The sequence below is a fragment of the Klebsiella sp. K5-45 genome (assembly GCF_030128605.1).
Taxonomy (GTDB): Bacteria; Pseudomonadota; Gammaproteobacteria; order Enterobacterales; family Enterobacteriaceae; genus Klebsiella; species Klebsiella quasipneumoniae.
Genome location: NZ_JAKUZW010000009.1, coordinates 213,033 through 237,954, shown reverse-complemented (window position 1 = coordinate 237,954; position 24,922 = coordinate 213,033). Strand labels below are relative to the sequence as shown.

At 57.4% G+C, this 24,922-nt stretch carries 19 protein-coding genes; 10 read left to right on the top strand and 9 right to left on the bottom strand.

The annotated features are described in order from the left end of the window. Nucleotides 1-109: 109 nt before the first annotated feature. Nucleotides 110-1,108: a class 1 fructose-bisphosphatase gene (gene fbp / locus MKS11_RS20000; RefSeq protein WP_004206493.1), complete on the top strand. Its 999-nt coding sequence runs from the start codon at nt 110-112 to the stop codon at nt 1,106-1,108. 44 nt (nt 1,109-1,152) lie between these two features. Here the strand turns inward: fbp and yjfF are convergent, their stop codons facing one another. From yjfF to ytfQ, 4 genes are all read right to left on the bottom strand, one after another. Beyond that, nucleotides 1,153-2,151 carry a galactofuranose ABC transporter, permease protein YjfF gene (gene yjfF, locus MKS11_RS19995; RefSeq protein WP_002886825.1) on the bottom strand — a complete coding sequence of 333 codons (999 nt, stop codon included), beginning with the start codon at nt 2,149-2,151 and terminating at the stop codon, nt 1,153-1,155. Continuing rightward, entirely contained in the window at nt 2,138-3,163 is a 1,026-nt protein-coding gene (ytfT, locus tag MKS11_RS19990) for a galactofuranose ABC transporter, ATP-binding protein YtfT (RefSeq protein WP_004206491.1), read from the bottom strand. The genes yjfF and ytfT overlap by 14 nt, the downstream gene beginning before the upstream one ends. A gap of 10 nt (nt 3,164-3,173) precedes the next feature. Further along, nucleotides 3,174-4,676: a galactofuranose ABC transporter, ATP-binding protein YtfR gene (gene ytfR / locus MKS11_RS19985; protein ID WP_008807146.1), complete on the bottom strand. Its 1,503-nt coding sequence runs from the start codon at nt 4,674-4,676 to the stop codon at nt 3,174-3,176. A 123-nt stretch (nt 4,677-4,799) separates the two neighbouring features. Next, nucleotides 4,800-5,756, bottom strand: coding sequence for a galactofuranose ABC transporter, galactofuranose-binding protein YtfQ (gene ytfQ, locus MKS11_RS19980; protein WP_002886769.1), 957 nt, complete (start codon nt 5,754-5,756; stop codon nt 4,800-4,802). A gap of 403 nt (nt 5,757-6,159) precedes the next feature. Between ytfQ and ppa the strand changes: the two genes are divergently transcribed. Next, nucleotides 6,160-6,690, top strand: coding sequence for an inorganic diphosphatase (ppa, locus tag MKS11_RS19975; RefSeq protein ID WP_002886766.1), 531 nt, complete (start codon nt 6,160-6,162; stop codon nt 6,688-6,690). A gap of 74 nt (nt 6,691-6,764) precedes the next feature. Then, nucleotides 6,765-7,952 (top strand): hypothetical protein, encoded by a 1,188-nt coding sequence (locus tag MKS11_RS19970; protein WP_087771121.1) that lies wholly within the window; start codon nt 6,765-6,767, stop codon nt 7,950-7,952. 144 nt (nt 7,953-8,096) lie between these two features. Here MKS11_RS19970 and MKS11_RS19965 read toward each other — a convergent pair whose 3' ends face one another. Genes MKS11_RS19965 through tamA form a run of 3 tightly spaced genes read right to left on the bottom strand, consistent with a single transcriptional unit; the run spans nt 8,097 to nt 13,950 of the window. Further along, entirely contained in the window at nt 8,097-8,441 is a 345-nt protein-coding gene (locus tag MKS11_RS19965; RefSeq protein ID WP_002886724.1) for a gamma-glutamylcyclotransferase, read from the bottom strand. 2 nt (nt 8,442-8,443) lie between these two features. Further along, nucleotides 8,444-12,220, bottom strand: a complete 3,777-nt coding sequence (gene tamB / locus MKS11_RS19960) for an autotransporter assembly complex protein TamB (RefSeq protein WP_043519306.1) — start codon at nt 12,218-12,220, stop codon at nt 8,444-8,446. Continuing rightward, nucleotides 12,217-13,950: an autotransporter assembly complex protein TamA gene (tamA, locus tag MKS11_RS19955; RefSeq protein ID WP_043519304.1), complete on the bottom strand. Its 1,734-nt coding sequence runs from the start codon at nt 13,948-13,950 to the stop codon at nt 12,217-12,219. Before tamA ends, tamB begins: the two co-directional genes overlap by 4 nt. Nucleotides 13,951-14,159: 209 nt before the next feature. Between tamA and msrA the strand changes: the two genes are divergently transcribed. From msrA to araC, 5 genes are all read left to right on the top strand, one after another. Continuing rightward, nucleotides 14,160-14,798: a peptide-methionine (S)-S-oxide reductase MsrA gene (gene msrA / locus MKS11_RS19950; RefSeq protein WP_004206486.1), complete on the top strand. Its 639-nt coding sequence runs from the start codon at nt 14,160-14,162 to the stop codon at nt 14,796-14,798. Nucleotides 14,799-14,978: 180 nt separating this feature from the next. Continuing rightward, nucleotides 14,979-16,316, top strand: coding sequence for a hemolysin family protein (locus MKS11_RS19945; protein ID WP_004206485.1), 1,338 nt, complete (start codon nt 14,979-14,981; stop codon nt 16,314-16,316). Nucleotides 16,317-16,516: 200 nt separating this feature from the next. Continuing rightward, nucleotides 16,517-17,749: an oligosaccharide MFS transporter gene (locus MKS11_RS19940; RefSeq protein ID WP_017900583.1), complete on the top strand. Its 1,233-nt coding sequence runs from the start codon at nt 16,517-16,519 to the stop codon at nt 17,747-17,749. Between the two features lie 18 nt (nt 17,750-17,767). Beyond that, the gene (locus MKS11_RS19935) at nt 17,768-19,777 is read left to right on the top strand and encodes a beta-galactosidase (protein ID WP_284109660.1); all 2,010 of its coding nucleotides are present in this window, start codon (nt 17,768-17,770) and stop codon (nt 19,775-19,777) included. 30 nt (nt 19,778-19,807) lie between these two features. Next, nucleotides 19,808-20,680, top strand: a complete 873-nt coding sequence (gene araC / locus MKS11_RS19930) for an arabinose operon transcriptional regulator AraC (protein ID WP_004206480.1) — start codon at nt 19,808-19,810, stop codon at nt 20,678-20,680. Between the two features lie 61 nt (nt 20,681-20,741). Here the strand turns inward: araC and MKS11_RS19925 are convergent, their stop codons facing one another. Further along, nucleotides 20,742-20,948, bottom strand: coding sequence for a DUF1107 domain-containing protein (locus tag MKS11_RS19925; RefSeq protein WP_002886707.1), 207 nt, complete (start codon nt 20,946-20,948; stop codon nt 20,742-20,744). Between the two features lie 324 nt (nt 20,949-21,272). On the opposite strand from MKS11_RS19925, the gene MKS11_RS19920 reads away from it, so the two are divergent. Beyond that, nucleotides 21,273-21,830 (top strand): YtfJ family protein, encoded by a 558-nt coding sequence (locus tag MKS11_RS19920; RefSeq protein ID WP_004206478.1) that lies wholly within the window; start codon nt 21,273-21,275, stop codon nt 21,828-21,830. Here MKS11_RS19920 and cysQ read toward each other — a convergent pair. Next, nucleotides 21,820-22,563, bottom strand: a complete 744-nt coding sequence (cysQ, locus tag MKS11_RS19915; protein WP_004206477.1) for a 3'(2'),5'-bisphosphate nucleotidase CysQ — start codon at nt 22,561-22,563, stop codon at nt 21,820-21,822. The genes MKS11_RS19920 and cysQ overlap by 11 nt on opposite strands. Before the next feature lie 191 nt (nt 22,564-22,754). Here cysQ and cpdB point away from each other — a divergent pair, with 191 nt between their 5' ends. Further along, nucleotides 22,755-24,698, top strand: a complete 1,944-nt coding sequence (gene cpdB / locus MKS11_RS19910) for a 2',3'-cyclic-nucleotide 2'-phosphodiesterase (RefSeq protein ID WP_114267923.1) — start codon at nt 22,755-22,757, stop codon at nt 24,696-24,698. The last annotated feature ends 224 nt before the right edge of the window (nt 24,699-24,922 follow it).

Below are 24,922 nucleotides of genomic sequence, written 5' to 3'. Positions count from 1 at the left end.
CAGGCGAATCTGTATTTTGCTGGCGCGATTCACCAGTGCGCACTTTTTTGATTCTTTGTTAAGATTGTTGCGTTCGTTTTACTCAACATAAAAATGCAGGGAACGAGTTATGAAAACGTTAGGTGAGTTTATTGTTGAAAAGCAGCACGAGTTCTCCCACGCCACCGGTGAGCTGACTGCTTTGTTGTCAGCAATAAAGCTGGGCGCCAAGATCATCCACCGCGATATCAACAAGGCCGGTCTGGTCGATATCCTGGGTGCCAGCGGTGCTGAAAACGTTCAGGGCGAGGTTCAGCAAAAACTCGATCTGTTCGCTAATGAAAAATTAAAAGCCGCACTGCGAGCACGCGATATTGTTGCCGGGATCGCCTCTGAAGAAGAAGATGAGATTGTCGTCTTCGAAGGGTGTGAACACGCCAAATACGTGGTGCTGATGGACCCTCTGGATGGCTCCTCTAACATCGACGTTAACGTCTCTGTCGGTACGATCTTCTCTATCTATCGCCGCGTGACGCCTGTTGGCACGCCGGTGACAGAAGAAGATTTCCTGCAGCCGGGAAACAAGCAGGTGGCAGCGGGCTATGTGGTCTATGGCTCTTCGACAATGCTGGTGTATACCACCGGCTGCGGCGTCCACGCCTTCACCTATGACCCGTCCCTCGGCGTCTTCTGTCTGTGCCAGGAGCGCATGCGCTTCCCGGAGAAGGGCAATACCTACTCCATTAACGAAGGCAACTACATCAAATTCCCGCAGGGCGTGAAGAAGTACATTAAGTACTGCCAGGAAGAAGACAAAGCGACTCAGCGTCCTTATACCTCACGCTATATCGGCTCTCTGGTGGCGGACTTCCACCGCAACCTGCTGAAAGGCGGCATCTACCTCTATCCAAGCACCGCCAGCCACCCGGATGGTAAGCTGCGCCTGCTGTATGAATGCAACCCGATGGCCTTCCTTGCCGAACAGGCGGGCGGTAAGGCCAGCGATGGTAAAGAGCGTATTCTGGATATTGTTCCGGAAAGCCTGCACCAGCGCCGCTCCTTCTTCGTCGGCAACAACCACATGGTGGAAGACGTCGAGAACTTTATTAAGTCGTTCCCGGACGCCTAAACGCCCTGCCCGCTCCTCCCGCGCCTGCGGGAGGAGCCTCTCGCTTAGCGACTCCCCGCCCCGCTCACCCGCGTCACCGCCGCATTCTGCCGGTTTTCCCACAGCACGGTCAGCCCACGCTGCAGCGCGATAAAGATAAACAGCAAAATGCCGATGGCGATTTTCGTCCACCATGAGCTGAGGGTGCCGTCGAAGTTGATGTAGGTCTGAATCAGCCCCTGGATCGCCACCCCGAACAGGGTTCCCAGCACGGTGCCAACGCCGCCGCTGAGCAGCGTGCCGCCGATCACCACCGAGGCAATGGCGTCCAGCTCCACGCCGACGCCCGCCAGCGCATAGCCCGCCTGGGTATAAATGGAAAAGACGATCCCGGCCAGCGTCGCCAGCCCGGTGGAGAGCATATAGATACGGATTGTGGCGCTGCGGGTGGAAATCCCCATCAGATTCGCCGACGTCGCGTTGCCGCCGATGGCATACACCTGATTGCCGAAGCGGGTGCGGTGGGCGACAAAAATACCGGCCACCACCACCAGCAGCATCAGCAGCCCCATGGCGCTGAGGCGTCCGCCGCCGGGAATGGTCCATGCCAGCCCGGACAGGGTGTCATACACCGGGTGGTTAATCGGAATCGACTCCTCTGACACCAGATAGCTCACGCCGCGCAGGAAGAACATGCCGGCGAGGGTGATGATAAAGGCCGGGATCTTCAGGGCGTCAATCAGCAGCCCCATAAACGCGCCGAAGGCGCAGCCCATCACCAGCACCAGCGGAAACGCCACCAGCGGTGATATTCCCCAAAAGCCAATCGCTTTGGCGAGAAAGACGCCGGTAAAGGCGATCACCGACCCGACAGACAGATCGATCCCGCCGGAGAGGATCACGAAGGTCATGCCCACGGCGATGATCCCGAGGAAGGCGTTATCCGTCAGGATATTGCAGATCACCCGCGTCGAGGCAAAGCCGGGGAATTGCGTCAGGCAGTAGAGATAGCCCAGCACAAACACCGCGAGGGTGATCATCAACGGTAAATTACGTTTTATCATGGCCGCGTACCCCTTTCAGTAAACCGATAAAGCGCGGCGACTGGACAATCAGTACGCACAGCACCACCACCGCTTTCACCACCTGGTTGAGCTCCGGCGGGAAGCCGGAGAGCAAAATCCCGGTGTTCATGCCCTGGATAATCAGCGCCCCCACCACCGACAGCAGCAGGTTGAATCGCCCGCCCATCAGCGAAGCGCCGCCGATGACCACCGCCAGAATGGCGTCCAGCTCCAGCCATAGCCCGGCGTTATTGGCATCCGCGCCGCGAATGTCCGCCGCCACGATGATCCCGGCGATCGCCGCGCAGACGCCGCTCAGGACATAGGCCAGCATCACCACGATGCGGGTATTAACGCCGGCGTTTTTCGCCGCGCGGATATTGATCCCCACCGCTTCGATAAACATGCCCAGCGCCGTTTTACGGGTAAACAGCCAGAACAGCAGCAGCGTAGCAGCGGCGACGATCACTGGCGTCGGAAACAGCAGAAACGATCCGCTGCCAAGCCACGCCAGCGCAGGGGAATCAAAGGTGACGATCTGCCCGGCGGTGATCAACTGCGCTACCCCGCGTCCGGCCACCATCAGGATCAACGTCGCCACAAAGGGCTGGATCTTAAGGACCGCCACGAGGATGCCGTTCCACAGCCCGGCCAGCGCGCCCGCCGCCAGCGAGGCCAGCAGCACCACCGCCAGGCTGTGTCCGGCGACGGTCATCGAGGCGGCCGTCGCGCCGGCAATCGCCATCACCGCCCCCACCGACAGGTCGATGCCGCCGGTGGCGATCACCAGCGTCATGCCGATGGCCAGCAGCGCCACCGGAGCGGCGCGGTTGAGAATATCGATTGGGCTGCCAAACAGGCGGCCATCCTGGAGCACTACCTGATAAAAATGGGGCGCCACCAGGCTGTCGACCAGCAGAACCAGCAGCAGAGCAATGATCTGCGGGGTGCCCTTCGGCCAGGTGAAGCGTCGCTTCTCCGGGCCGGTTTGCGAAAGAGATCGAGGCATCATGAGTTACTCCTTATGCCGCAATAGCGTTCATGATCGCCGGTACAGAGAGCTCGGCGAGCGGGATCTCGGCCACCTGCCGGCGATCGCGCATGATAATGACCCGATCGGCGTAACCCACTAGCTCCTCCAGTTCAGAGGAGATGACCAGCAGCGCCAGACCATCGGCGCAGAGGGTTTCAATCAGGCGAATAATTTCCGCGTGGGCGCCGACGTCAATGCCGCGGGTCGGTTCATCGAGGATCAGGAACTGCGGTTTGGTCAGCAGCCAGCGGGAAAGTAATACCTTCTGCTGGTTGCCGCCGGAGAGAAACTCGATCGGCTGCTCCGCGCTGGGGGTACGGATCCCCAGCTGGCGAATAAAGCGCTCGGCGATCTCGTTCTGTTCACGCCGGGGTATCGGCCGCAGCCAGCCGCGCTGCGCCTGCAGGGCAAGGACGATATTTTCCCGCACCGAAGCGGCGGCGATAATGCCGTCGGTTTTGCGATCCTCCGGACAGAAGCCGATCCCGAGGCAGGAGGCCTGATGCGGAGAGCGCAGGGTTTGCGGTTTGCCTTTGATCCATGCCTTCCCGCTGTCCGCCGTTTTAATGCCGAAGATCACCTCGGCGGTTTCAGTGCGTCCGGAACCCAACAGGCCGGCGAGGCCGACAATTTCGCCCGGACGGACCTGCAGGTCGAACGGGGCGATGGTGCCTTTCTTGCCGTAGCCTTCGAACGCCGCCACCGGCTTATCGCTCAGCAGGGTTCGGCCCGCCCGCTGCAGGGCGTTGTGGTCCAGTTCGCGGCCCAGCATCATTTTCACCAGCTCAATCTGCGGCAGCTCGCGGGTTTCGCGGCAGCCGACGAAGCTGCCGTTGCGCAGCACGGTAATGCGGTCGCTGACCGCATAGACCTGGTCGAGAAAATGGGTGACGAAGATCAGGCTGACGCCGTTATCCCTGAGCTGGCGCATCAGGGTAAACAGCATCTCCACCTCCTGAGTATCGAGGCTGGCGGTGGGCTCGTCGAGGATCAGCACCTTGGCCGACAGGTCGATAGCCCGACAGATAGCAACGATCTGCTGCATCGCTACTGAAAAGCGGTTCAGCGGCTCGCGCACATCGAGGGAAAAGCCATAGGAGGCCATCAGCGCCGTCGCCCTGGCCTCCATCTCTTTACGCCGCAGCAGGCCAAACCGCCGCGGCTCACGGCCGATAAACAGGTTGTCCGCCACCGACATATTCGGCAGCAGGTTCACTTCCTGATAAACGGTGCCGATCCCCAGCTGCTGGGCATGGGCGGTATTTTTCGGGGAAATGGCCTGGCCTTCCAGCCAGATGGTGCCGCGATCGGCATGGTAAACGCCGGTAAGCGCTTTGATCAGCGTCGATTTTCCGGCGCCGTTTTCGCCCAACAGGGCCATGATTTCGCCGCGCCGCAGGCTAAAGTTGACGTTATCCAGCGCCTTAACGCCGGGGAAGAATTTACTGAGTCCTTCGGTGCGAAGGATCTCCTGGTGTGCCTCGGCGCTCATAATCGATATCACCTTCAAATGATGTCAGGTTGCCCCGGTTCGCGCTCTGCTTGCCGGGGTTACTGGAACGCTGCCTGTTACCCTCTCCGCTTGCGGAGAGGGCCGGGATGAGGGGCTAGCCACTCAGTAGCCCATATTTTTCTTCTTCTCTAACTCTTCTTTCGCCGTATCCGGCAGATACAGCGTCGATTTGGTAATGGTCAGCTTCTCCGGCAGGGTGCCGTCTTTTTTGTATTTCTCCAGCGCATCAAACGCCGGGCCGGCCATATTCGGCGTCAGCTCGACGCTGGCGTTGGCTTCGCCGGCGATCATCGCTTTATAGATATCCGGCACGCCGTCGATGGAGCCGGTCAGAATATCTTTGCCCGGCTTCAGACCGGCTTCTTTAATGGCCTGGATGGCGCCGATGGCCATATCGTCGTTATGAGCGAATACCATGCAGATGTTTTTGCCGTTATTCTCCGCCTTGATAAAGCTCTCCATGACCTCTTTCCCTTTGCTGCGGGTGAAGTCGCCGGACTGAGAGCGGATAATTTTGATATTCGACGCTTTGGCGATAGCGTCGGCGAAGCCTTTCTTACGGTCGATGGCCACGCTGGCCCCGACGGTGCCCTGCAGTTCAACGACGTTACACGGCTTACCGTCGACGGTTTTCACCAGCCAGTCGCCAATCAGCTGGCCTTCCAGCACGTTGTTGGCGGTCACGGTGGTCATGTAGAGATCTTTATCTTTCACATCAATGGAACGGTCGAGGAGGAAGACCGGGATCTTGGCCTCTTTCGCCTCTTTCAGCACCGGCTCCCAGCCGGTGGCCACCACCGGCGCAATGAAGATCGCGTCAACCCCCTGGGCGATAAAGGAGCGCACCGCTTTGATCTGGTTTTCCTGTTTTTGCTGACCATCAGCGATCTTCAGCGTAATACCGCGCTTGGCGGCTTCCTCTTTCGCGACGCTGGTTTCCGCCGCACGCCAGCCGGATTCAGAACCGACCTGCGAAAAACCTACGGTTAGCGGGGCAGCTATCGCCATAGACGACATAGCTGCGGAAACTGCTGTGACAAGAAGTAAGCGCTTCCACATAAGGGTATCCTCGTAGGGTTATTGTTGGTTAAAGTCTCACCTGCGGACAAACTATAGACAATCGGTGATGTAACTGAATGCGTTACATCACACTTCAAAAAAGTAAATGAGATGTTAATGACGGCCCCATTGCCCAGCGGAGAGCGGATAAGGCTTAGCGGGGAGCGCGGCAGCGGCGGTTTGTGACGTTTTTTTAAGCAGTTTGATAAATCAATCACATGCAATGAAAACGGTTACATAAATTTATTCATGATGTGGCTATGTTTATGGATTTTCATGTCATTATGGCGTGCAAAATTCAGAGCACTCCGCGGCGAGATCGGGAAAAAGAAGCGAAGACATTCGATGTGAGTTGGCTATAATACCGAGCACTTGTTTGCCATACATTTTAAAGGAAACAGACATGAGCTTACTCAACGTACCTGCGGGCAAAGATCTGCCGGAAGACATCTACGTCGTGATCGAGATCCCGGCGAACGCAGATCCCATCAAATACGAAGTCGACAAAGAGAGCGGTGCACTGTTTGTTGACCGTTTCATGTCCACAGCGATGTTCTATCCGTGCAACTACGGCTACATCAACCACACCCTCTCCCTGGACGGCGACCCGGTTGACGTGCTGGTCCCGACTCCGTACCCGCTGCAGCCGGGCTCCGTGATCCGCTGCCGTCCGGTTGGCGTTCTGAAGATGACCGACGAATCCGGTGAAGATGCGAAACTGGTTGCCGTACCGCACACCAAGCTGAGCAAAGAATACGATCACATCAACGATGTGAACGACCTGCCGGAACTGCTGAAAGCCCAGATCACTCACTTCTTTGAGCACTACAAAGATCTGGAAAAAGGCAAATGGGTTAAAGTCGACGGTTGGGACAACGCGGAAGCGGCGAAAGCCGAAATCGTTGCCTCTTTCGAGCGCGCTAAGCAGAAGTAATTCTGTCTCAGGCAGGGTCATCCCCTGCCTGATTGCGGCACGGATTGCCGCGATAACACCATGGAGGGTGTTCCGTGAAAAGCGTTCGCTATTTCACTCTTAACTTTTCTGGCTTCACGACCGCCGCCTCTGAAAAACAGGGGTATCTGCGCCTTATCGCCGGCGAGCATGTCTTTTATACCGATAAACGCTATTTTAACGACCCCTCGCTTTTTGACCGTCTGAAGATCAATCAGCCCCTGCATCTTGGCGCCCGCCGCCTGGACAACGGCAGTTACTGGATCCACTGGCTCAGCGATGGCGAAACGCTCCTTGAGCCCAGTCAACGCGTAAAGCGCTGGGCCCGGCCGCTGCTGTTTATCAGCCTGTTGACGCTCATCGTCACCCTTATCCCGCTCCTGGTGAGCGCCTCAGAATGGGGTAGGTTCGGCTGCGGCATTATCGCGATACTGGCCTTCATCGCGCTGTTAACCGGGCTCTGGGAGCGACTGTTCCACCCGGCGCTAAAACGGCACCCCGCCATGCGCGATCTGCTGGCGAAGATGGCAATGGCTCGCCGCCGCGACGTCTCCTTTTGCCAGCCGCTACCCGCCACGACGCAAGCCCTCCGCCAGTCGGCAATGCCTTTTACGCAAGCCCTGCCGGAACGCTATGCCGCTCAGGCAGACATCATCACCGACACCCACTTTAAGAAGTGGTACGCAGGCAATCCAACCCGGGAATATCACGGCCTCGGGATACAATGCGGTTCCCTGCCGCTGGCCTTCTGGTGGCAGGCAGGCTGCGCTAATTTCGCGCTGCATCCGGTGTTTTACCGTTGTCAGCCGCCGTTTCTTGCCACCGGCGATCGCATCCTCGCCGTATACGAGCGCGACAGCCGGGCGATCCATGCGCTATACAATGCCAGCGACGGCGCGGCTTATATAAAAAACCATCCGCTCTATCCTGGACGCCGACAGCTGTCGCTGCTCTATTACCTGTTTTACGGCCTCGCGCTGGTAATGTATCTGTTATTTCTCGGAGTAGAACTCGTCAGCGCCCTTCAGTCAGGCCGGCGCGTCTGGTGGCAGGTTCAGGATTCACTGGACATGCTGTCCTTATTGTTACTCTGTTTTGGTGGGGTACTGGCGGTGCTGGAGCTGATAGGCCCAACGGCCTGGTTATTGTCACACCGGGTGGCTGACTGGCTGAAGCTGCGATCGGCGATGCGGCGTTACCTGCGGGGGGCTGCCCCTCCTACCACGCTAGAGGAGGTCATGTAATGTTCAGCACCCCAACACGACGACTATTATTCCTCGCGCTGACGACGCTGGCTTCCACAGCGTGGCTGGCGAAGGATTATCTTCCGCTCTGGTAAGAGGTGGGCGCAGAAAAAACAACGCCACCCGAAGGTGGCGCTGTCATGGTTAATACTGGTCGCGATCCAACCAGTTGCCGTTCGCTATCAACGTACAACCCTCAACGGAACGTTGATAGACATACATCCATGCGCTGCCGTAAGGCGTCTGAATCAGGTGGCGCGCATACTCGCCCCCCTTGGTGCGGAGCGCATCCAGTTCGGCCAGCGTCGATGCATCAATACGATAAACTTCACCATGTACTGTGCCTTCGCCGGGCACCGCGCCTGGATAGTGGCCCAGGCTGTACAGCTGATAATCGTCGACACTATGAGCGCCCAGCCACTGGGCGTTGGTCATCCAGTGGCTGTTGCCTTGTTTGCGTCGTAAACTGCCGTAAACAAATATTCGCATTGCTAAAACTCAAACTGATAGAGCAAATCGAGCGCCTGGTCGATGCCAGACACCGCTTCCACATATAGCTTAGGCATCAGGCGATAACGTAAAGTCAGCGTCGCCAGGGAATCGAAGATACCGACCCCGTATTTTACCTGCAGACCCGGCAGTACATAGCCGCTGACCACCACCTGGGAAGAGTCGCCTACCCCTTCGGTGTCCAACGCCAAATTGCTTACGCCAAACGTCTCGCCGATTTTACCCACAACCTGACCACTTTGTGCAACCCCCATACCAATAAGCATTGAGGTCATCGCGGCGCTATCGCTCTGTCCGCTGCTCAAACCCTGGCCGCGCAGCAGATAAGACAGCGCTTCCTGCTGGGACATAACCGGGTCAGAGAAGATCTCCGCTTTCGGCTGATCGGCGGATCCGGTGACGCGAACGCCGGCGATCACGTCGTCTTCGGTGGCATCCGGGTTACGAATTGCTTCGATATTCAGTAATGGCTGATCCGGCGGACCGGAGAACAGCAGTTCCCCTTTGCGCACAATCAAATCCTGGCCATAGGCGTGGAAGCGGCCGTCCGGAATATTGATCTGCCCGTTGAGTCCCAGCCCCTGCTTGTCCTGCGCCACTTTCAGATCGCCGGTCAGACGCGCTTTCAGACCGAAGGCTTCCAGACGAACGTTGTTGCCGACGTGGATCGTCAGGTTGCTGTTGATCGGGATCCCGGCGCTCTGCTGATTAATCGGTTTGAGGTTTTTGTCGAGCATCACTTCATCAGAAGACACGCCAACCGCGCTCTCCGGCACCTCGTTGACCACGATCCGCGCCCAGGGCACATCCACCTTGCCATCGAGGTTGAACAGGCTTGGCGTGGCGGTAAACACCACGTCCGGCGATACATCGAGACGGACCATCGGCGGCACCGTGATCCGCACCCGGCTGCCTTTCGCCGCAATTTGCGCCCGCCAGTTATCGATCTGCGTCCAGTCGGCGTTGCCGCTGAGGGCGATTTGCCCCTGACGGGTGTTCACCGTCCCCTGTAGGGTCGAGCGCGTGCCGTTGAAGTTCATCGCCAGCTGGCTCGGCTGCATATCAAACGGCATAAAGTTGCCGTCGATATCCACCCCGCTTAACTGCATCTGGCCGAACAGCTGCGGACTCTTCACGTTGCCGCCCAGACGCAGACGGGCGTTGAGCCTTCCCTCCGCCTTTTCACCGCGGGCGAAAATCGGGTTGATCATCGCCAGCGAGAAGTTGCTGATATTGACGTTGCCGCCGAGGTTACGCCGCCCCTGCGGGTCGGTGACCTGTACCTGCCCATCCAGCTGGCCATTGTTGGTCAGGCGGATAAGCCAGCCCAGCTCCGCGCGATTGTTATGCAGGTCGGCGCTGAGGTTCAGCGTATCGAATGCCACCGGCAGCGGGGCGTCATTGACCACCTGGGTCACTTTGACGTTGCGCCCGCTGAGGGTCACTTTACCCTGCGGCAGCCCCTCTTTGGTGGTGTCCCAGCTGACATCGGCATTACCGGTAAAGACGCCGCTGGCCTGGGTCGCCTCCGGCATAAACGGCTTGAGCATCGCCAGGTCGAAGCGGTTGAGATTCACCCGCGCCCGCCCGCTGGCGCCTGCGTCAATGGTCTCAGGCACGCAGAGCTCGGCGTTCGGGTTGGTCCAGCAGTGTGGTCCGATGCTGATTTTCTGCTCCTGGTTGCGGTAGTCCAGCGCGATACTGCGCGTCAGCGCCACCGGCCCCACCGGCGTCTGGAAGCGGGTATCGCTTAGCGCGCCTCTCCAGCGCTCGGCCTGACGATCGAAGCTGCCCGCCAGCGCCAGCTGGCCGGAAACCGGATCGCCTTGCACCCGCAGCCGCAGCTCATGCTGCTTCTCAGTGCCTTTGGCATTGAGCTGCACCAGGCTGATATTCACCCCCGGCTGGCTGATGCGATCCACCCGTACGTCCAGGTTGCCGCCAATCTGATCGGTGGATTTCACATCCCCTTTGACGTTGACCTGGGCGATGGTCAGCTCCTGCCAGCGCAGCGCCCGGGCGGTGATGTCCGCCAGCAGCTGCGGCGCATCGACAGTGCCGCGCACTTTCACCAGCCCCTTCGCCGTCCCGCCGAGCCCCGGCAGCGCATTATCCAGGTGCGGCGCATCGATGGTGGCGTCGAGATTCAGATCCTTCACCCCCAGCTCGCCTTTGATATCGGCGCTGTTCGGGCCTAACGCCAGATGCAGCCCCGGGATTTTCCACTGCAGATAGCTGTTGCCCTGCAGCGAGCCCGAAACATCCACCTTGTTCTGTTTCACGTTGCCGGTAATTTTCAGCTCCGGCACCGACATCTGCCAGCTGCCGCCGTACAGGCTGCCCTGGGTCTTGATCCTGCCATTGAGCTTCGATGGCCAGTCCGGCACCTCTTTGGCGGTGTTGATGCCGTCGAGGGTCAGCTCGCCGCGCCAGCTGATCGCCTGCTGCCAGTCGAGGAGCGCTTTCAGCTCGGTTTTCCCTTCCAGGGCATTGACCGTCAGCTTGTCGAGATTGATCTGCCGCTCATTGCCTTTGGCGTTGAGGGCGATTTTCGCCGGCGGCAGCGACTGGCCTTTCACCGCGGTGGAGAAGGCCAGCGCGTAGTCGGTCATTTTGCCGCTGAACTTCAGCTGGACGTCGTCGGCCTGGAACTGCTTCTCGCCGCTGAACGGCCAGGCGAGCTGCTTACTCTTCAGCTCCATATTGAGCGGCAGCCCGGCCTCCGCCAGCTGCGCGTCCGCCCGCAGCGTGGCCGCGACCGGCCCGCTTAAGTCCACTCCGACCTTAAGCGTTTTACGTATCTCGCCGCCCACCTTCAGCTGCACCTTCTCCCCTTTCATCGGGTCGACGTTCAGCGTTCCGGCGAGGGTGATGTCTACCGGCCAGTTATCCTGTAGCTGGGCGCTGCCCGAAGCGCTGACCTTGCCCTGATCGGAGTCGATGTCGAGGGCGTCGAGCTTCATCTGCCCGTCGATACTGCTGACTTTCAGCAGCAGGTTGTACACGGTGATATCGGTATCGCCGGTCAGGCGCAGCTGCTCGCCGCGGAACGCCTGAATATTGAGGTTAAGCGGCAGATGGACATCGGTCATCGCCGGCAGCACCGGCTGCGAGAAGAGGTCGGTCATCGTCTCGCCGAGCGGTTTCTCCTGCGGTCGCGGGTTGTCGATTTTCGGCTCGACCACCTGCTCCTGCGCCACTTTCGCCACCTTCGGCAGAGCGATCAGCAGCCCCTGCAGCGAGGTCGGCGTCAGGGTCAGGTTTTTCTCCTGCCAGTTCAGGCCGGTGGAAAAATCGCGTACGGAGACCGCGGTATCGTCGATTTTGACGTTGATGTTATGCAGCGCGACGCGGCTGAGGGCGATCGGATAAGGGGTGGAGAGATTCAGCGGCCCGCTGTCCTCTTCCTCGACCGGCGCAGAGGGCGGCATCTTCTTCGTATCGACGGCGACGTAAATATCGCGCAGCGAGATGTCGTTTACGCACAGACTGCTGTCCCACAGACAGCGCAGCCTGACGCTGAGATGAAACTGGCCGGCGGTCACCGCCACGCCGGGCTGCTCATAGCGGACATTATCGAGGGTTAAATCACGCCAGCCGCCGGTCACTTTGCCGATTTCCAGCCCCGGCACCCAGCGATCCGCCGCTTTGAACACCAGATGCAAGCCGGTGGTGGTGCCCACCAGGAACCCGACGGTGCCCAGCAGGAGAACCAACACGATTAATACGCCGAGGCTTATCTTCTTCCATAAACTCATAATTCAGGCCCCAGACCGATGTAAAACTGTAAACCATGCTCTTCTTTGTCGCCGATTGGCCGGGCGATATCCAGCTTGATCGGCCCCACCGGCGACTGCCAGCGCACGCCTACCCCGGCGCCGGTTTTGAAATCACTCTCGCGAATATCGCTGACCGCTTCGCCGCTATCGACAAACACGGCGCCCCACCACTTGCCACTGACGTTGTACTGATATTCCAGCGAGCCGGTGGCCAGCTTCGAGGCCCCGATCAGCTTGCCGTCATCGTCCTTCGGCGAGATGGATTTGTATTTATAGCCGCGAATACTGCGATCGCCCCCGGCGAAAAAACGCAGGTCCGGCGGCACCTTGTCAAAGTTGTCCGCTTCGATCCAGCCCAGGTTGCCACGCACCACAAAGCGGTGGCGGTCATAGAGGGTACGGATCCAGACGTCCTGAGCCTGCATCACGATAAAGTTGATGTCCGAGCCCCACATGGTGTTGGAGTAGTCCACCGAGTAGCGCTGCGAATCGCCCCAGGTAGGCATCAGGCCGCCGCGGGAGCGAGTGCGGTTCACCGAGACCCCCGGGTAAATCAGCATGGTGGTGTTGGTGACGTTCGCCTGGGTAAAGTGGTCCAGGCTCCAGCGCAGGTTAATCGCCCGCTGCCAGCCGCTCGACATCTCCCAGAAACGCGACAACCCCAAGGTGGTGGAGTCGGCCTGGGTGTCATTGAGATCGGTACGCTTAAAGCCGCCCTGCATCAGATAGTACTGCTCGAGCGGGCTCTTGAGCAGCGGGACTTTATAGGTGAAGTCAAACTGCTGCTCCGGGGCGGAGAGGCTGACGCTGGAGGTCAGGCTGTGGCCATAGGAGTTCATCCACGGTTTTTTCCACGTGGCTTTCACCCGCGGACCGACGTCTGTGGAGTACCCTACCCCGGTTTCCACGGTGTTCTCTTTGCGTGGCGAGACAACGCCCTGCAGAGGCAGCACCTTGGTTTTCCGTGACTTAGCAAAATCAGGCGCCACCACCACCGAACTGAACCACCCGGTCGCCGCCAGGCGGCGGTTTAGCTCGGCCAGGTCCTGCGAGGTGTAGTAGTCGCCCTCTTTAAACGGCACGAGGTTTTGCAGGTATTCATCGCGAATTTGCGATCCGGAGAAGGTGACGTGGCCAAAGCGATAGCGTTCTCCGCTGTCGTAATCGATATCCCAGAACGCCTGATGACGGTCGAGGGAGACCCCAAGCTGGCTTTTATTGAACTCGCTGTCAAAGTAGCCTTTGCGCAGGGCGACACGGGTCAATGAGCTCTTGAAACCGTCGTAATCGCCGTGGTTGAGCACCGTCCCGATGGCCGGGCGGGTTTTCAACAGCGCCAGATAGTCGCTGTCGGTGCGGGCGCCGCCGCGCAGAATCACCTCGGTTCCGCCAATGCGTACCGGCTCACCCGGGGTCACTTTGGCGATCAGCACCTGACGGCCCCTTTTCGGCGGCGGACGCAGATCAAATTCAATCGTCGGCTCGTAATATCCCAGCGCTTTCAGACCTTCGCGAATGGCGTCATCGACGCGCGCGCGAAAGCGACGATCCGGCGTGACCTCATCACTCTGGATGGTGGAAAGCTGGGCGCGAACGTTTTTCTCCAGCTCTCCGGATAATCCCTCAACCTGCAAACGCACATTCGCTGCGCTGGCGACCCCGCTGACCAGCAAAAGGCTGGTGACACATAACTGGCGGATTTTTAGCACATTTTCTCCTGAATATCCCTGTTTCCCCCTACAGGAAACACTGGCGCCGCTCCACGGCTTAACAAAACCCTAACAACTTAGGGTTGAAAAAGTGGCAATAACCCAAATAATTCTTATGTATTAATCTAGACGTATTACGCGTATTTATTGTGTTAAAAGACACGCTTCGTTACAACCTTAACGACGATTTCTGTATTGAGAGGCCCACCGTGAGTCTATTTGATAAAACGCATCTTGTCGCCCAGGCGGATGCGCTGCCTGGACGCAATACCCCGATGCCAGTGGCGACGCTCCACGCAGTTAACGGCCACTCGATGACCAACGTCCCGGCGGGGATGGAAGTGGCACTGTTCGCCATGGGCTGCTTCTGGGGAGTTGAACGTCTGTTCTGGCAATTGCCGGGGGTTTACAGCACCGCCGCCGGCTACACTGGCGGCTATACGCCCAATCCGACCTATCGCGAAGTGTGCAGCGGCCAGACCGGTCACGCGGAAGCGGTGCGCGTGGTCTACGATCCACAGGTCATCAGCTATGAGCAGTTATTGCAGGTGTTCTGGGAAAATCACGACCCCGCGCAGGGCATGCGACAGGGTAACGACCTCGGCACCCAGTACCGTTCGGCGATCTATCCGTTGACGCCGGAACAGACGGCAGCGGCAAAGGCCAGCCTCGCGCGCTTCCAGGCGGCGATGAACGACGCGCACGATACCCGTCACATCACCACCGAGATCGCCACCGCCAAACCGTTCTACTATGCCGAGGACGATCACCAGCAGTATCTGTATAAGAACCCGCATGGCTATTGCGGCATTGGCGGCATTGGCGTCTGCCTGCCGCCTCAGGCGTAATTCTGATTTCCGCCTCAACAGCGAGGCGGTTAATGAACGCTCTGGCGGCTTTACATTCCCTTACGCTATACTACCCAGTGTGACAGCCGGTCCAGCGCCTTCGGACCGGTTTTTTATGTATTCCACATTTAAGTTATCAACTTCCCTTCCGAGGATCTGACCTCAACGGTCAGAAAAGATATGTTAAACAGTATTTTAGTAATACTCTGTCTGATAGCCGTCAGTGCGTTTTTTTCGATATCGGAAATCTCACTGGCCGCCTCACGTAAAATCAAACTGAAACTGCTGGCCGATGAAGGCAACGTCAACGCACAGCGGGTGCTGAAGATGCAGGAGAACCCGGGCACCTTCTTTACCGTCGTGCAGATTGGCCTCAACGCCGTCGCCATTCTTGGCGGTATTGTGGGCGACGCGGCTTTCTCACCGGCGTTTCATAGCCTGCTCAGCGGGTATTTGTCACCGGAGCTCTCCGAGCAACTGAGCTTCATCATCTCTTTTACCCTGGTCACCAGCTTGTTCATCCTGTTTGCTGACCTGACTCCGAAACGCATCGGTATGATTGCGCCCGAAACTGTGGCCCTGCGCATCATCAACCCGATGCGCTTCTGCCTGTTAGTCTTCCGCCCGCTGGTGTGGTTGTTTAACGGCATGGCCAACATGATCTTCCGCATCTTTAAACTGCCGATGGTGCGGAAAGACGATATCACCTCCGACGATATCTATGCCGTGGTCGAAGCCGGCGCGCTGGCCGGGGTGCTGCGCAAGCAGGAGCATGAGCTGATTGAGAACGTGTTCGAGCTGGAGTCCCGCACCGTTCCTTCCTCCATGACCCCGCGTGAAAGCGTCATTTGGTTTGATTTGCATGAAGACGAGCAGAGCCTGAAGAATAAAGTGGCCGAACACCCGCACTCGAAGTTCCTCGTCTGTAATGAAGATATCGACCACATTATCGGCTACGTCGATTCAAAAGATCTGCTGAACCGCGTGCTGGCGAACCAGAGCCTGGTGCTGACCGGCGGCGTGCAGATCCGCAACACGCTGATCGTCCCGGATACCCTGACCCTGTCCGAAGCGCTGGAAAGCTTCAAAACCGCCGGGGAAGACTTTGCGGTGATCATGAATGAATATGCGCTGGTGGTCGGGATCATCACCCTTAACGACGTGATGACAACTCTGATGGGCGACCTCGTCGGCCAGGGGCTGGAAGAGCAGATCGTCGCCCGCGATGAAAACTCGTGGTTAATCGATGGCGGTACGCCGATTGATGACGTGATGCGCGTGCTGGATATCGACGAGTTTCCGCAGTCCGGGAACTACGAGACCATCGGCGGCTTTATGATGTTTATGCTGCGTAAAATCCCCAAACGCACCGACGCGGTGAAGTTCTCCGGCTATAAGTTCGAGGTCGTGGATATCGATAACTACCGTATCGACCAGTTGCTGGTGACCCGCATCGATAACAAGCCCACGGTGCTGGTGCCCAAGCAGGCGGAAGCGGCGGAAAGCCAGAACGCCTGAGCGTAATCCTTTCTCTCTCTTAAGGGCGGATGATCATCCGCCCTTTTTATTGCCCGAATGTGAAGCGGCTCACGCCCCTCTGCCGATAGCAGATTATTACTGCTCGATAGCGAAACGTTTATGACTCCCCCGTGCGCAAAAAGGTAACGTTGCTCGCGTCTACACGATCATATTCCTGAATAAAGGAAGCGAGGGTTACCATGATAACGTCGAATAAAAATTACTTTATCAGCTGTCTGTTTTTCCTGTTTTTCTTTATAGGCTGGGGATGCTGCTACCCCTATTTATCACTGTGGTTAACGGAAACCATCGGTATTAACTACACGGACGTCGGTCTGGTTTATTCTTTCACCGCCATTGTGGCCGTCTGCGTTCAGCCATTATTCGGTTTTATATCGGATAAGCTGGTGTATCGTAAGAATCTGATGTGGATGCTGGCGATCATTATCACCTTATTCGCTCCATACTGGATCTATGTCTTCGCGCCTCTGTTAAAAATAAATGTGTTCCTTGGCGCGCTGGCTGGCGGCCTCTATATTGGCATGGCCTACGGCGCAGGCTGCGGGATTTGCGAAGCCTACATCGATAAGGTCAGCCGCGCCTCCGGCTTCGAATTTGGTCGGGCGCGGATGTTCGGCGGCATCGGCGCCGCGATCGGCACCTTTGCGGCAGGAAAGCTCTACGGCATCGATCAGAACATGATTTTCTGGCTGGCCAGCGCAGCAGGCGTCTGCCTGCTGGTGATTGTCTGGAAAATGCAGATCAGCACCCATCAAAAGCAGGGGCTGCTGTCCGGCAAAACGTCGCCGGTTACCCTCCGCGATGCCGTCTCGTTGTTAAAAATTAAAAAATTCTGGTTCTTCGCCCTCTATGTCATTGGTGTCGGGGCGGTCTATGAAACCTATGACCAGCAGTTCGCTATCTACTACAGCCATTTCTTTGAGAGTAAAGCCCGGGGTGCAGAAGTCTTCGGTTATTTAACCACGGGTCAGATTTTCCTTGATGCTATCGTGATGTTCTTTGCACCATGGTTTGTGAATAAAATCGGCCCGAAAAATGCGCTGTTATACTGCGGGCTGATTATGAGCTTGCGCATTATCGGTTCCGCGTGGGCTATTGGCCCGGTATCCATCAGCCTGATTAAACTACTCCATGGATTTGAAAGCTCGGTGTTACTCGTCGCGGCGCTTAAATATATTACCGCTAACTTTAACCCCCTGCTTTCCGCGACGGTTTACTTAATTGGCTTCCAGTTTTCAAAAAGCTTTAGCTCTATTTTTCTCTCCACCGGCATCGGCCATATGTACCAGAGCATGGGCTTTACCAGCAGCTATATCGTGCTCGGTAGTATCGCCCTGTGCTTCACGCTCATTTCGTTTATCACGCTGGATAAAGCACGCGTGTTCTCTTCACAACCTGTGCCCGCGAATTAATGTCAGGAGGTAGTCTGCATGTCTCAGTTATTTTATGGCGTGGCGTATTACGATGAATATATGCCGGAAGATCGGCTGGCCAGCGATATCGCCTTAGTGCGCGAAACCGGCATTAACGTGGTGCGTATCGCCGAGTCCACATGGAGTACACTGGAGCCCGAAGAGGGCCAGTACAATTTCTACCATATCGACCGGGTGCTCGAGGCGATGCATGAGGCCGGCATTGCGGTCATCGTCGGGACGCCCACCTACGCGGTCCCGGCCTGGCTGGCGGCGAAACATCCCGATATTCTGGTCACCACCGTCGCGGGGCAGCAAAAATATGGTCCGCGGCAGATCATGGATATCGTCAACCCGACCTTTCGCCGCTATGCCGAAAAAATTATCCGCACGCTGATGGCCCATGTGCAACACCATCCGGCGATTATCGGCTGGCAACTGGATAACGAAACCAAGCATTACGACAATATTGGCCGCTTTATGCAGGAGGGCTTCGTGCGCAGCCTGCAGGAGAAATATCCAGACCTCCGACAACTGAATCACGATTTCGGTCTGGATTACTGGAGCAACCGCATTGACCGCTGGCAGGATTTTCCGCCGGTGGAAAACACCATCAACGCCAGCCTCGCCTGCGCCTTCTCCCGCTATCAGCGCCAGCAGGTCACCGAGTATCTGGCCTGGCAGGCGGAGATTGTGCGCGAGTACGCCCAACCGCACCAGTTCGTCACCCACAACTTCGATTTTGAATGGCGCGGTTACTCTTACGGCGTGCAGCCGCGGGTCGACCATTTTGCGGCGGCGCAGGCGCTGGATATCGCCGGCGTCGATATCTATCACCCGAGCCAGGCACACCTGACCGGGCGGGAAATCGCCTTTGGCGGCGCCATCACCCGCTCGCTTAAGCCGGGCCAGAACTACTTCGTGCTGGAAACCCAGGCGCAGGGCTTCGCCCAGTGGACTCCCTACCCGGGCCAGCTGCGCCTGCAGGCGTTCAGCCATATCGCCTCCGGCGCCGCCATGGTCTCCTATTGGCACTGGCATTCGATTCATAACGCCTTCGAAACCTACTGGAAGGGGCTGCTCAGCCACGACTTCTCGCGTAACCCGACCTGGCAGGAGGCCACCACTATCGGGGCTGACTTTGCCCGCCTGTCGCCGCAGCTGGCGGAGCTGAAGGCCGAAAACGACGTTGCGCTGCTGATAAGCAATGAGGCAATGGACGCCCTCAATCACTTCCGTCCTGGCGATGCCGAGGGCAACATTTATAACGATATCTTTCGCCGCTTCCACGATGCGCTGTATGACCACAATATCAGCCTCGACATCATCCACGATGTAAACGAGGAAACCTCGCGCTACCGAGTGCTGATCGTTCCCGGCCTGTACGCTGCCGATGATGGCCTGCTGGCGCGTATCAATCACTATATCGCCGAGGGCGGCAGAGCGCTTATCGGCTTTAAATCGGGCTTTAGCGATGAAAACGTCAAGGTACGCCGCAGCGCGCAGCCTGGGATCCTGCGGCAGAGCTGCGGCGTCAGCTACAGCCAGTTCACCCTGCCGGAAGGGACGACGGTAAGCTCTTGCTGTGCAGAGATTGATTGCCGCAATGACAATCAGGCTGAGCTGTGGATGGAATTGCTGACGCCCGATGATGGGACCCGCACCTTGCTGCGCTATCAGCATCCGGCATGGGGCGAATACGCCGCCGCCACCGAAGCGGATTATGGCCGGGGACGAGCGATGTATGTTGGCTTCCTGCCGCAGAAGGGATTGATTAGCCAGCTGTTTGATGTACTAACCGCCGATATCGCATTGCGCTCGCGCACTTCCGCCTATCGCTTCCCATTAGTGGTCAAAAAAATGCGTAATCGCGCCGGGAAAACCATCCACTTCCTGTTCAATTACTCCGGCGAGACGCTGGAATTTGTCAGCGAGACCGCGGGTAGCGCGCTGCTGAACGGGGAGACAGTATACGTCGGCCAGCCGTTGCGCCTCAGGGCCTGGGAATTTACTATCATCGAAAGCTAACGACGCGGCGGCGCTCAGGTGGGAGAGAGAATGGAACTGGATATCAATGAGCTACTCAATTTCTCTCCATTGATGAAGACCTTTACCTTCAATGCCTGGGTCGTCGCAGGCTTCACGCCGATTACCCGCGGCTCCACGCTGGACTACTACATTAACCGCCCGCAGGGGATGAAAGGTTACATCATTAATCTGACCCTGCGCGGCCAGGCGCGGGCGAAGGCGGGCGATGGCTTCCTTCTGTGCCGGGAAAACGATCTGCTGCTGTTTCCTCCCGGGGTGCCCCATCACTACGGCAGGGACGAGCACAGCGAGTATTGGGACCATCTGTGGATCTACTTTATCCCCCGCCCCTACTGGATAGACTGGCTAAAGTGGGACCAAACTACTCACGGTATCGGCAAAACAACCATTAACGATCCCGAACAGCTCCAGCAGCTGCGCGATCTGTTCTACGAAGTGATACGCCATCACTCGGCATCCGCGCCGCTGTCGGAAGCGCTGGCTATGAACGCCCTGGAAAGATTGATCCTTCACTGTTTTCAGCGACAGCCCATCAGCAACCGTCACGCCCACGACCCACGGATTAACGCCGTCTGCGACTACCTCAACGCCCATATTGCGCAGGAGGTAAAAATCGAGACCCTGGCGGCGATGGTATTTATCTCCCCTTCACGTCTGGCGCACCTTTTCAAAAATGAACTGGGGCAAACGGTTTATGCATGGCGGGAAACGCAACGCATCAACCGCGCCAGGTGGCTTATTCAGAGCACCTCGCTCCCGCTTAACAAAATTGCTTTATCGGTAGGCTACAGCGATCCGGTCTATTTCACCCGCTTGTTTCGTAAACATAACGGTATTCCACCGGGCGAATATCGCAAACGCTATGCGGAAATGAAGGGCTAAAAACATCAACGGCTCCCATCGGGAGCCGTCTTTTACCTACTACGTACTGCTACGTTTCAGGTTATGCCATCTCAGTTTGCAGACGCAACACCTGACGATTGACTTCGGACATCACTGACAGATGCAGCTTGTCCTTGACCTTCGGGATAAGGATTTTGCCCTTATCAAATTCAAATGCGCCAACGTCCTTGATGTACAACCGTCCACGAAACAGGATCTTCACGTACTTCGCCACTTGCAGCGGATTGTAGCGTTGGAAAATTTTCATTCTTCTCTCCTGCCAGGGTTACGCTCCTGTGGTGCCACAGTTAGCCCACGTATCGGGAGCGCAAATTTTAATGCCCTAAAACTATAGTCCAGAATCTCAGAGGGACCCAGTATGTATAAGTTTATTTACCCTTTGATGACAATAATTCAGAATTTTCGTTTCAGACATACGATGAAGTAAGTATAAGTCGCCGTTTTTCGACTAATTTGTGCGTCAACACGCAAACTGGCATCCTCATTGCGGGTAATCACCACCAATCGCACTTATGATTAAACGAGACCAAGTGGTCGGATCACCTGCACAAAAAATGATTAAGGAAACCGTATGACCCTACGTAGCATACTGGCCGCCTCGTTACTCCTCGTGCCGCTGCTGGCCTCAGCGCATAACTTTGTCGATGGCCAGCGCGTGGCGCCGGTCGGCGTCGCGGATCGGGGCGAATTAATTCTGGATAATGATAAGTTTAGCTATAAAAACTGGAATAGCTCGCAGCTGGCGGGAAAAGTGCGCGTCGTCCAGCACATCGCCGGACGCTCGTCAGCAAAAGAGAAAAATGCCAATCTGATCGAGGCGATTAAAGCGGCGGGCTTCCCGCACGATCGCTATCAGACCACCACCATCGTCAATACCGACGATGCCATCCCGGGCACCGGTATGTTTGTGCGCAACAGTATCGAAAGCAATAAAAAGCTCTTCCCATGGTCGCAATTTATCGTCGACAGCAATGGATTGGTGCGAAAAGCCTGGCAGCTGGACGAGAAGAGCTCGGCGATTGTGGTGCTGGATAAGAGCGGGCGCATCCAGTGGGCCAAAGACGGCGCGCTCACTCAGCAAGAGGTGCAGCAGGTGATCGACCTGCTGCATAAATTGCTTAATAAATAGAGACCCGGAAGCCGGGATTGAGGAAGGATTCACGCGGCGTGTAGTCGAGGGTTTTACCCTGCCAGTCGTGAACATGCGCCCCGGCGGCGACCGCGACGGCATGGCCGGCGGCGGTGTCCCAGGTGCTGGTCGGCCCGAAGCGCGGATAGAGCTGGGCCTGGCCTTCCGCCACCAGGCAGAACTTCAGCGAGGAGCCGATGGAAGTGGTCTGGTGCTCGCCCAGTTGCTCAAGGTACTCCTGCAGCTCCGGATCGTTGCCATGGGAGCGGCTGATCACCACCAGCGGTGGACGGGCATCGCGGACCTGGATCTGCTTGCGCACGCCGCACTCTTCTTTCCAGGCTTTGCCTTTTTCCGCGCTGTACATCACCTTCATCACCGGCGCATAGACCACGCCCAGCGTCGGCTTGCCGTTTTCAATCAGCGCGATATTAACGGTGAACTCGCCGTTACGCTTAATAAATTCTTTGGTGCCGTCCAGCGGGTCGACCAGCCAGTAGCGCTGCCAGTGCTGGCGCACTTCCCAGGCCGGCGGGTCCTCTTCCGACAGAATGGGAATGGTGGCATCCAGCGCCTGCAGGCCGCTGACAATGACTTTATGCGCCGCGAGATCCGCCGCCGTGACCGGAGAATCATCTTTCTTGCTGGCGACGTTGATCGGCTGGTTTCCATCGTAAACTTCCATGATGGCATCGCCCGCGTTCCGTGCAAGCTGACATACTTGTTCTAACATTCTCCACCTCGTCTGGTTACAGTGGCGTTAACTTGTTGTTTTATTTATATCGCATCACCGCAAGTTCCGCTATCTGTGATAACGATGGCGGTTTCTCTGCCCGCTTTTCTGGCAAGATTCACATTTCTGTAAGCAACAGAATATAAATACATTTTCTTCTGTGCTATCGCTCATAAAAAAGGACGCCTCTGATGATTAAGTTTAGCGCAACGCTCCTGGCCACGCTGATCGCCGCCAGCGTCAACGCCGCAACGGTCGACCTGCGGATCATGGAAACCACCGATCTGCACAGCAATATGATGGACTTTGACTATTACAAAGATGCCGCCACGGAGAAATTCGGCCTGGTGCGTACCGCCACCCTGATTGAACAGGCGCGGGCAGAAGCGAAAAACAGCGTACTGGTGGATAACGGGGATGTCATCCAGGGGAGCCCGCTGGGCGACTACATGGCCGCCAAGGGACTGAAAGAGGGCGATGTTCATCCGGTGTATAAGGCGATGAATACCCTGAATTATGCCGTCGGCAACCTGGGCAACCATGAATTCAACTACGGCCTCGACTTCCTGCACAAGGCGCTAGCCGGGGCGAAATTCCCCTACGTGAACGCCAATATCATCGATGCCAAAACCGGCAAACCGCTGTTCACCCCGTACCTGATCAAGGATACCCCGGTTCAGGACAGCGAAGGTCAATCCCACACCCTGCGCATCGGCTATATCGGCTTTGTGCCGCCGCAGATCATGACCTGGGATAAAGCCAATCTTAGCGGCAAAGTGACGGTCAATGACATTACCGAAACCGCGCGCAAATATATCCCGGAGATGCGGGCGAAAGGGGCTGATGTGGTGGTAGTGGTCGCTCACTCCGGCCTCTCCGCCGACCCGTATCAGGCGATGGCCGAGAACTCAGTCTACTACTTAAGCCAGGTGCCCGGCGTTGACGCCATCATGTTCGGCCACGCCCACGCGGTATTCCCAGGCAAAGACTTCGCCAACATTAAAGGCGCGGATATCGCCAGAGGGACGCTGAACGGCGTACCGGCGGTGATGCCGGGAATGTGGGGCGATCATCTCGGGGTGGTCGATCTGGTGCTGAACAACGACAGCGGCAAATGGCAGGTGACTCAGAGTAAAGCGGAAGCACGGCCAATCTACGACGCGGTGGCGAAGAAATCGCTGGCGGACGAAGACGGTAAGCTGGTGGCGGTGCTGAAAGCCGATCACGACGCTACTCGCGAGTTCGTCAGTAAGCCGATCGGCAAGTCCGCCGACAACATGTACAGCTATCTGGCGCTGGTGCAGGACGACCCGACGGTGCAGGTAGTCAACATGGCGCAGAAAGCCTACGTTGAACACTACATTCAGGGCGACCCGGATCTGGCGAAACTACCGGTACTCTCCGCTGCCGCGCCGTTTAAAGTCGGCGGGCGTAAAAACGATCCGGCGAGCTTCGTGGAAGTGGAAAAAGGCCAGCTCACCTTCCGCAACGCCGCCGACCTCTATCTCTACCCGAACACCCTGGTGGTGATGAAGGTCAGCGGGAAGGAGGTCAAGGAGTGGCTGGAGTGCTCCGCCGGGCAGTTTAACCAGATTGACCCGACCAGCAGCAAGCCGCAGTCGCTGATCAACTGGGACGGCTTCCGCACCTATAACTTCGACGTGATTGACGGGGTGAACTACCAGATCGACGTCACTCAGCCGGCCCGCTACGACGGCGAATGTCAGATGATCCATCCGCAGGCAGAGCGTATTAAGCACCTGACCTTCAACGGCAAACCGGTCGATCCGCAGGCCACTTTCCTGGTCGCCACCAATAACTATCGCGCGTACGGCGGTAAATTCGCTGGCACCGGCGAAAGCCATATCGCCTTCGCCTCACCGGATGAAAACCGTTCAGTGCTGGCGGCGTGGATTGGCGCGCAATCGAAGAAGGATGGCGCGATCCATCCGGCGGCGGATAACAACTGGCGTCTGGCGCCGATCCACAGTAAGACGCCGCTGGATATCCGTTTTGAGACCTCGCCTGGCGACAAAGCCGCGGCGTTTATCAAAGAGAAAGCCCAGTATCCGATGCGTCAGGTGGCCACCGATGATATCGGCTTCGCCATTTATCAGCTGGATTTGAGTCAGTAATCCCTGTTCCCCGGTGGCGCTGCGCTTACCGGGGTTACAAACCGGAGCTGACGAGTAGCCCGGATAAGGCGCCAGCCGCTATCCGGAAATATCTCCCCGGTGGCGCTGCGCTTACCGGGGCTACAAACCGGAGCTGATGGGTAGCCCGGATAAGGCGCCAGCCGCTATCCGGGAACATCTCCCCGGTGGCGCTGCGCTTACCGGGGCTACAGGGAGTGATACAT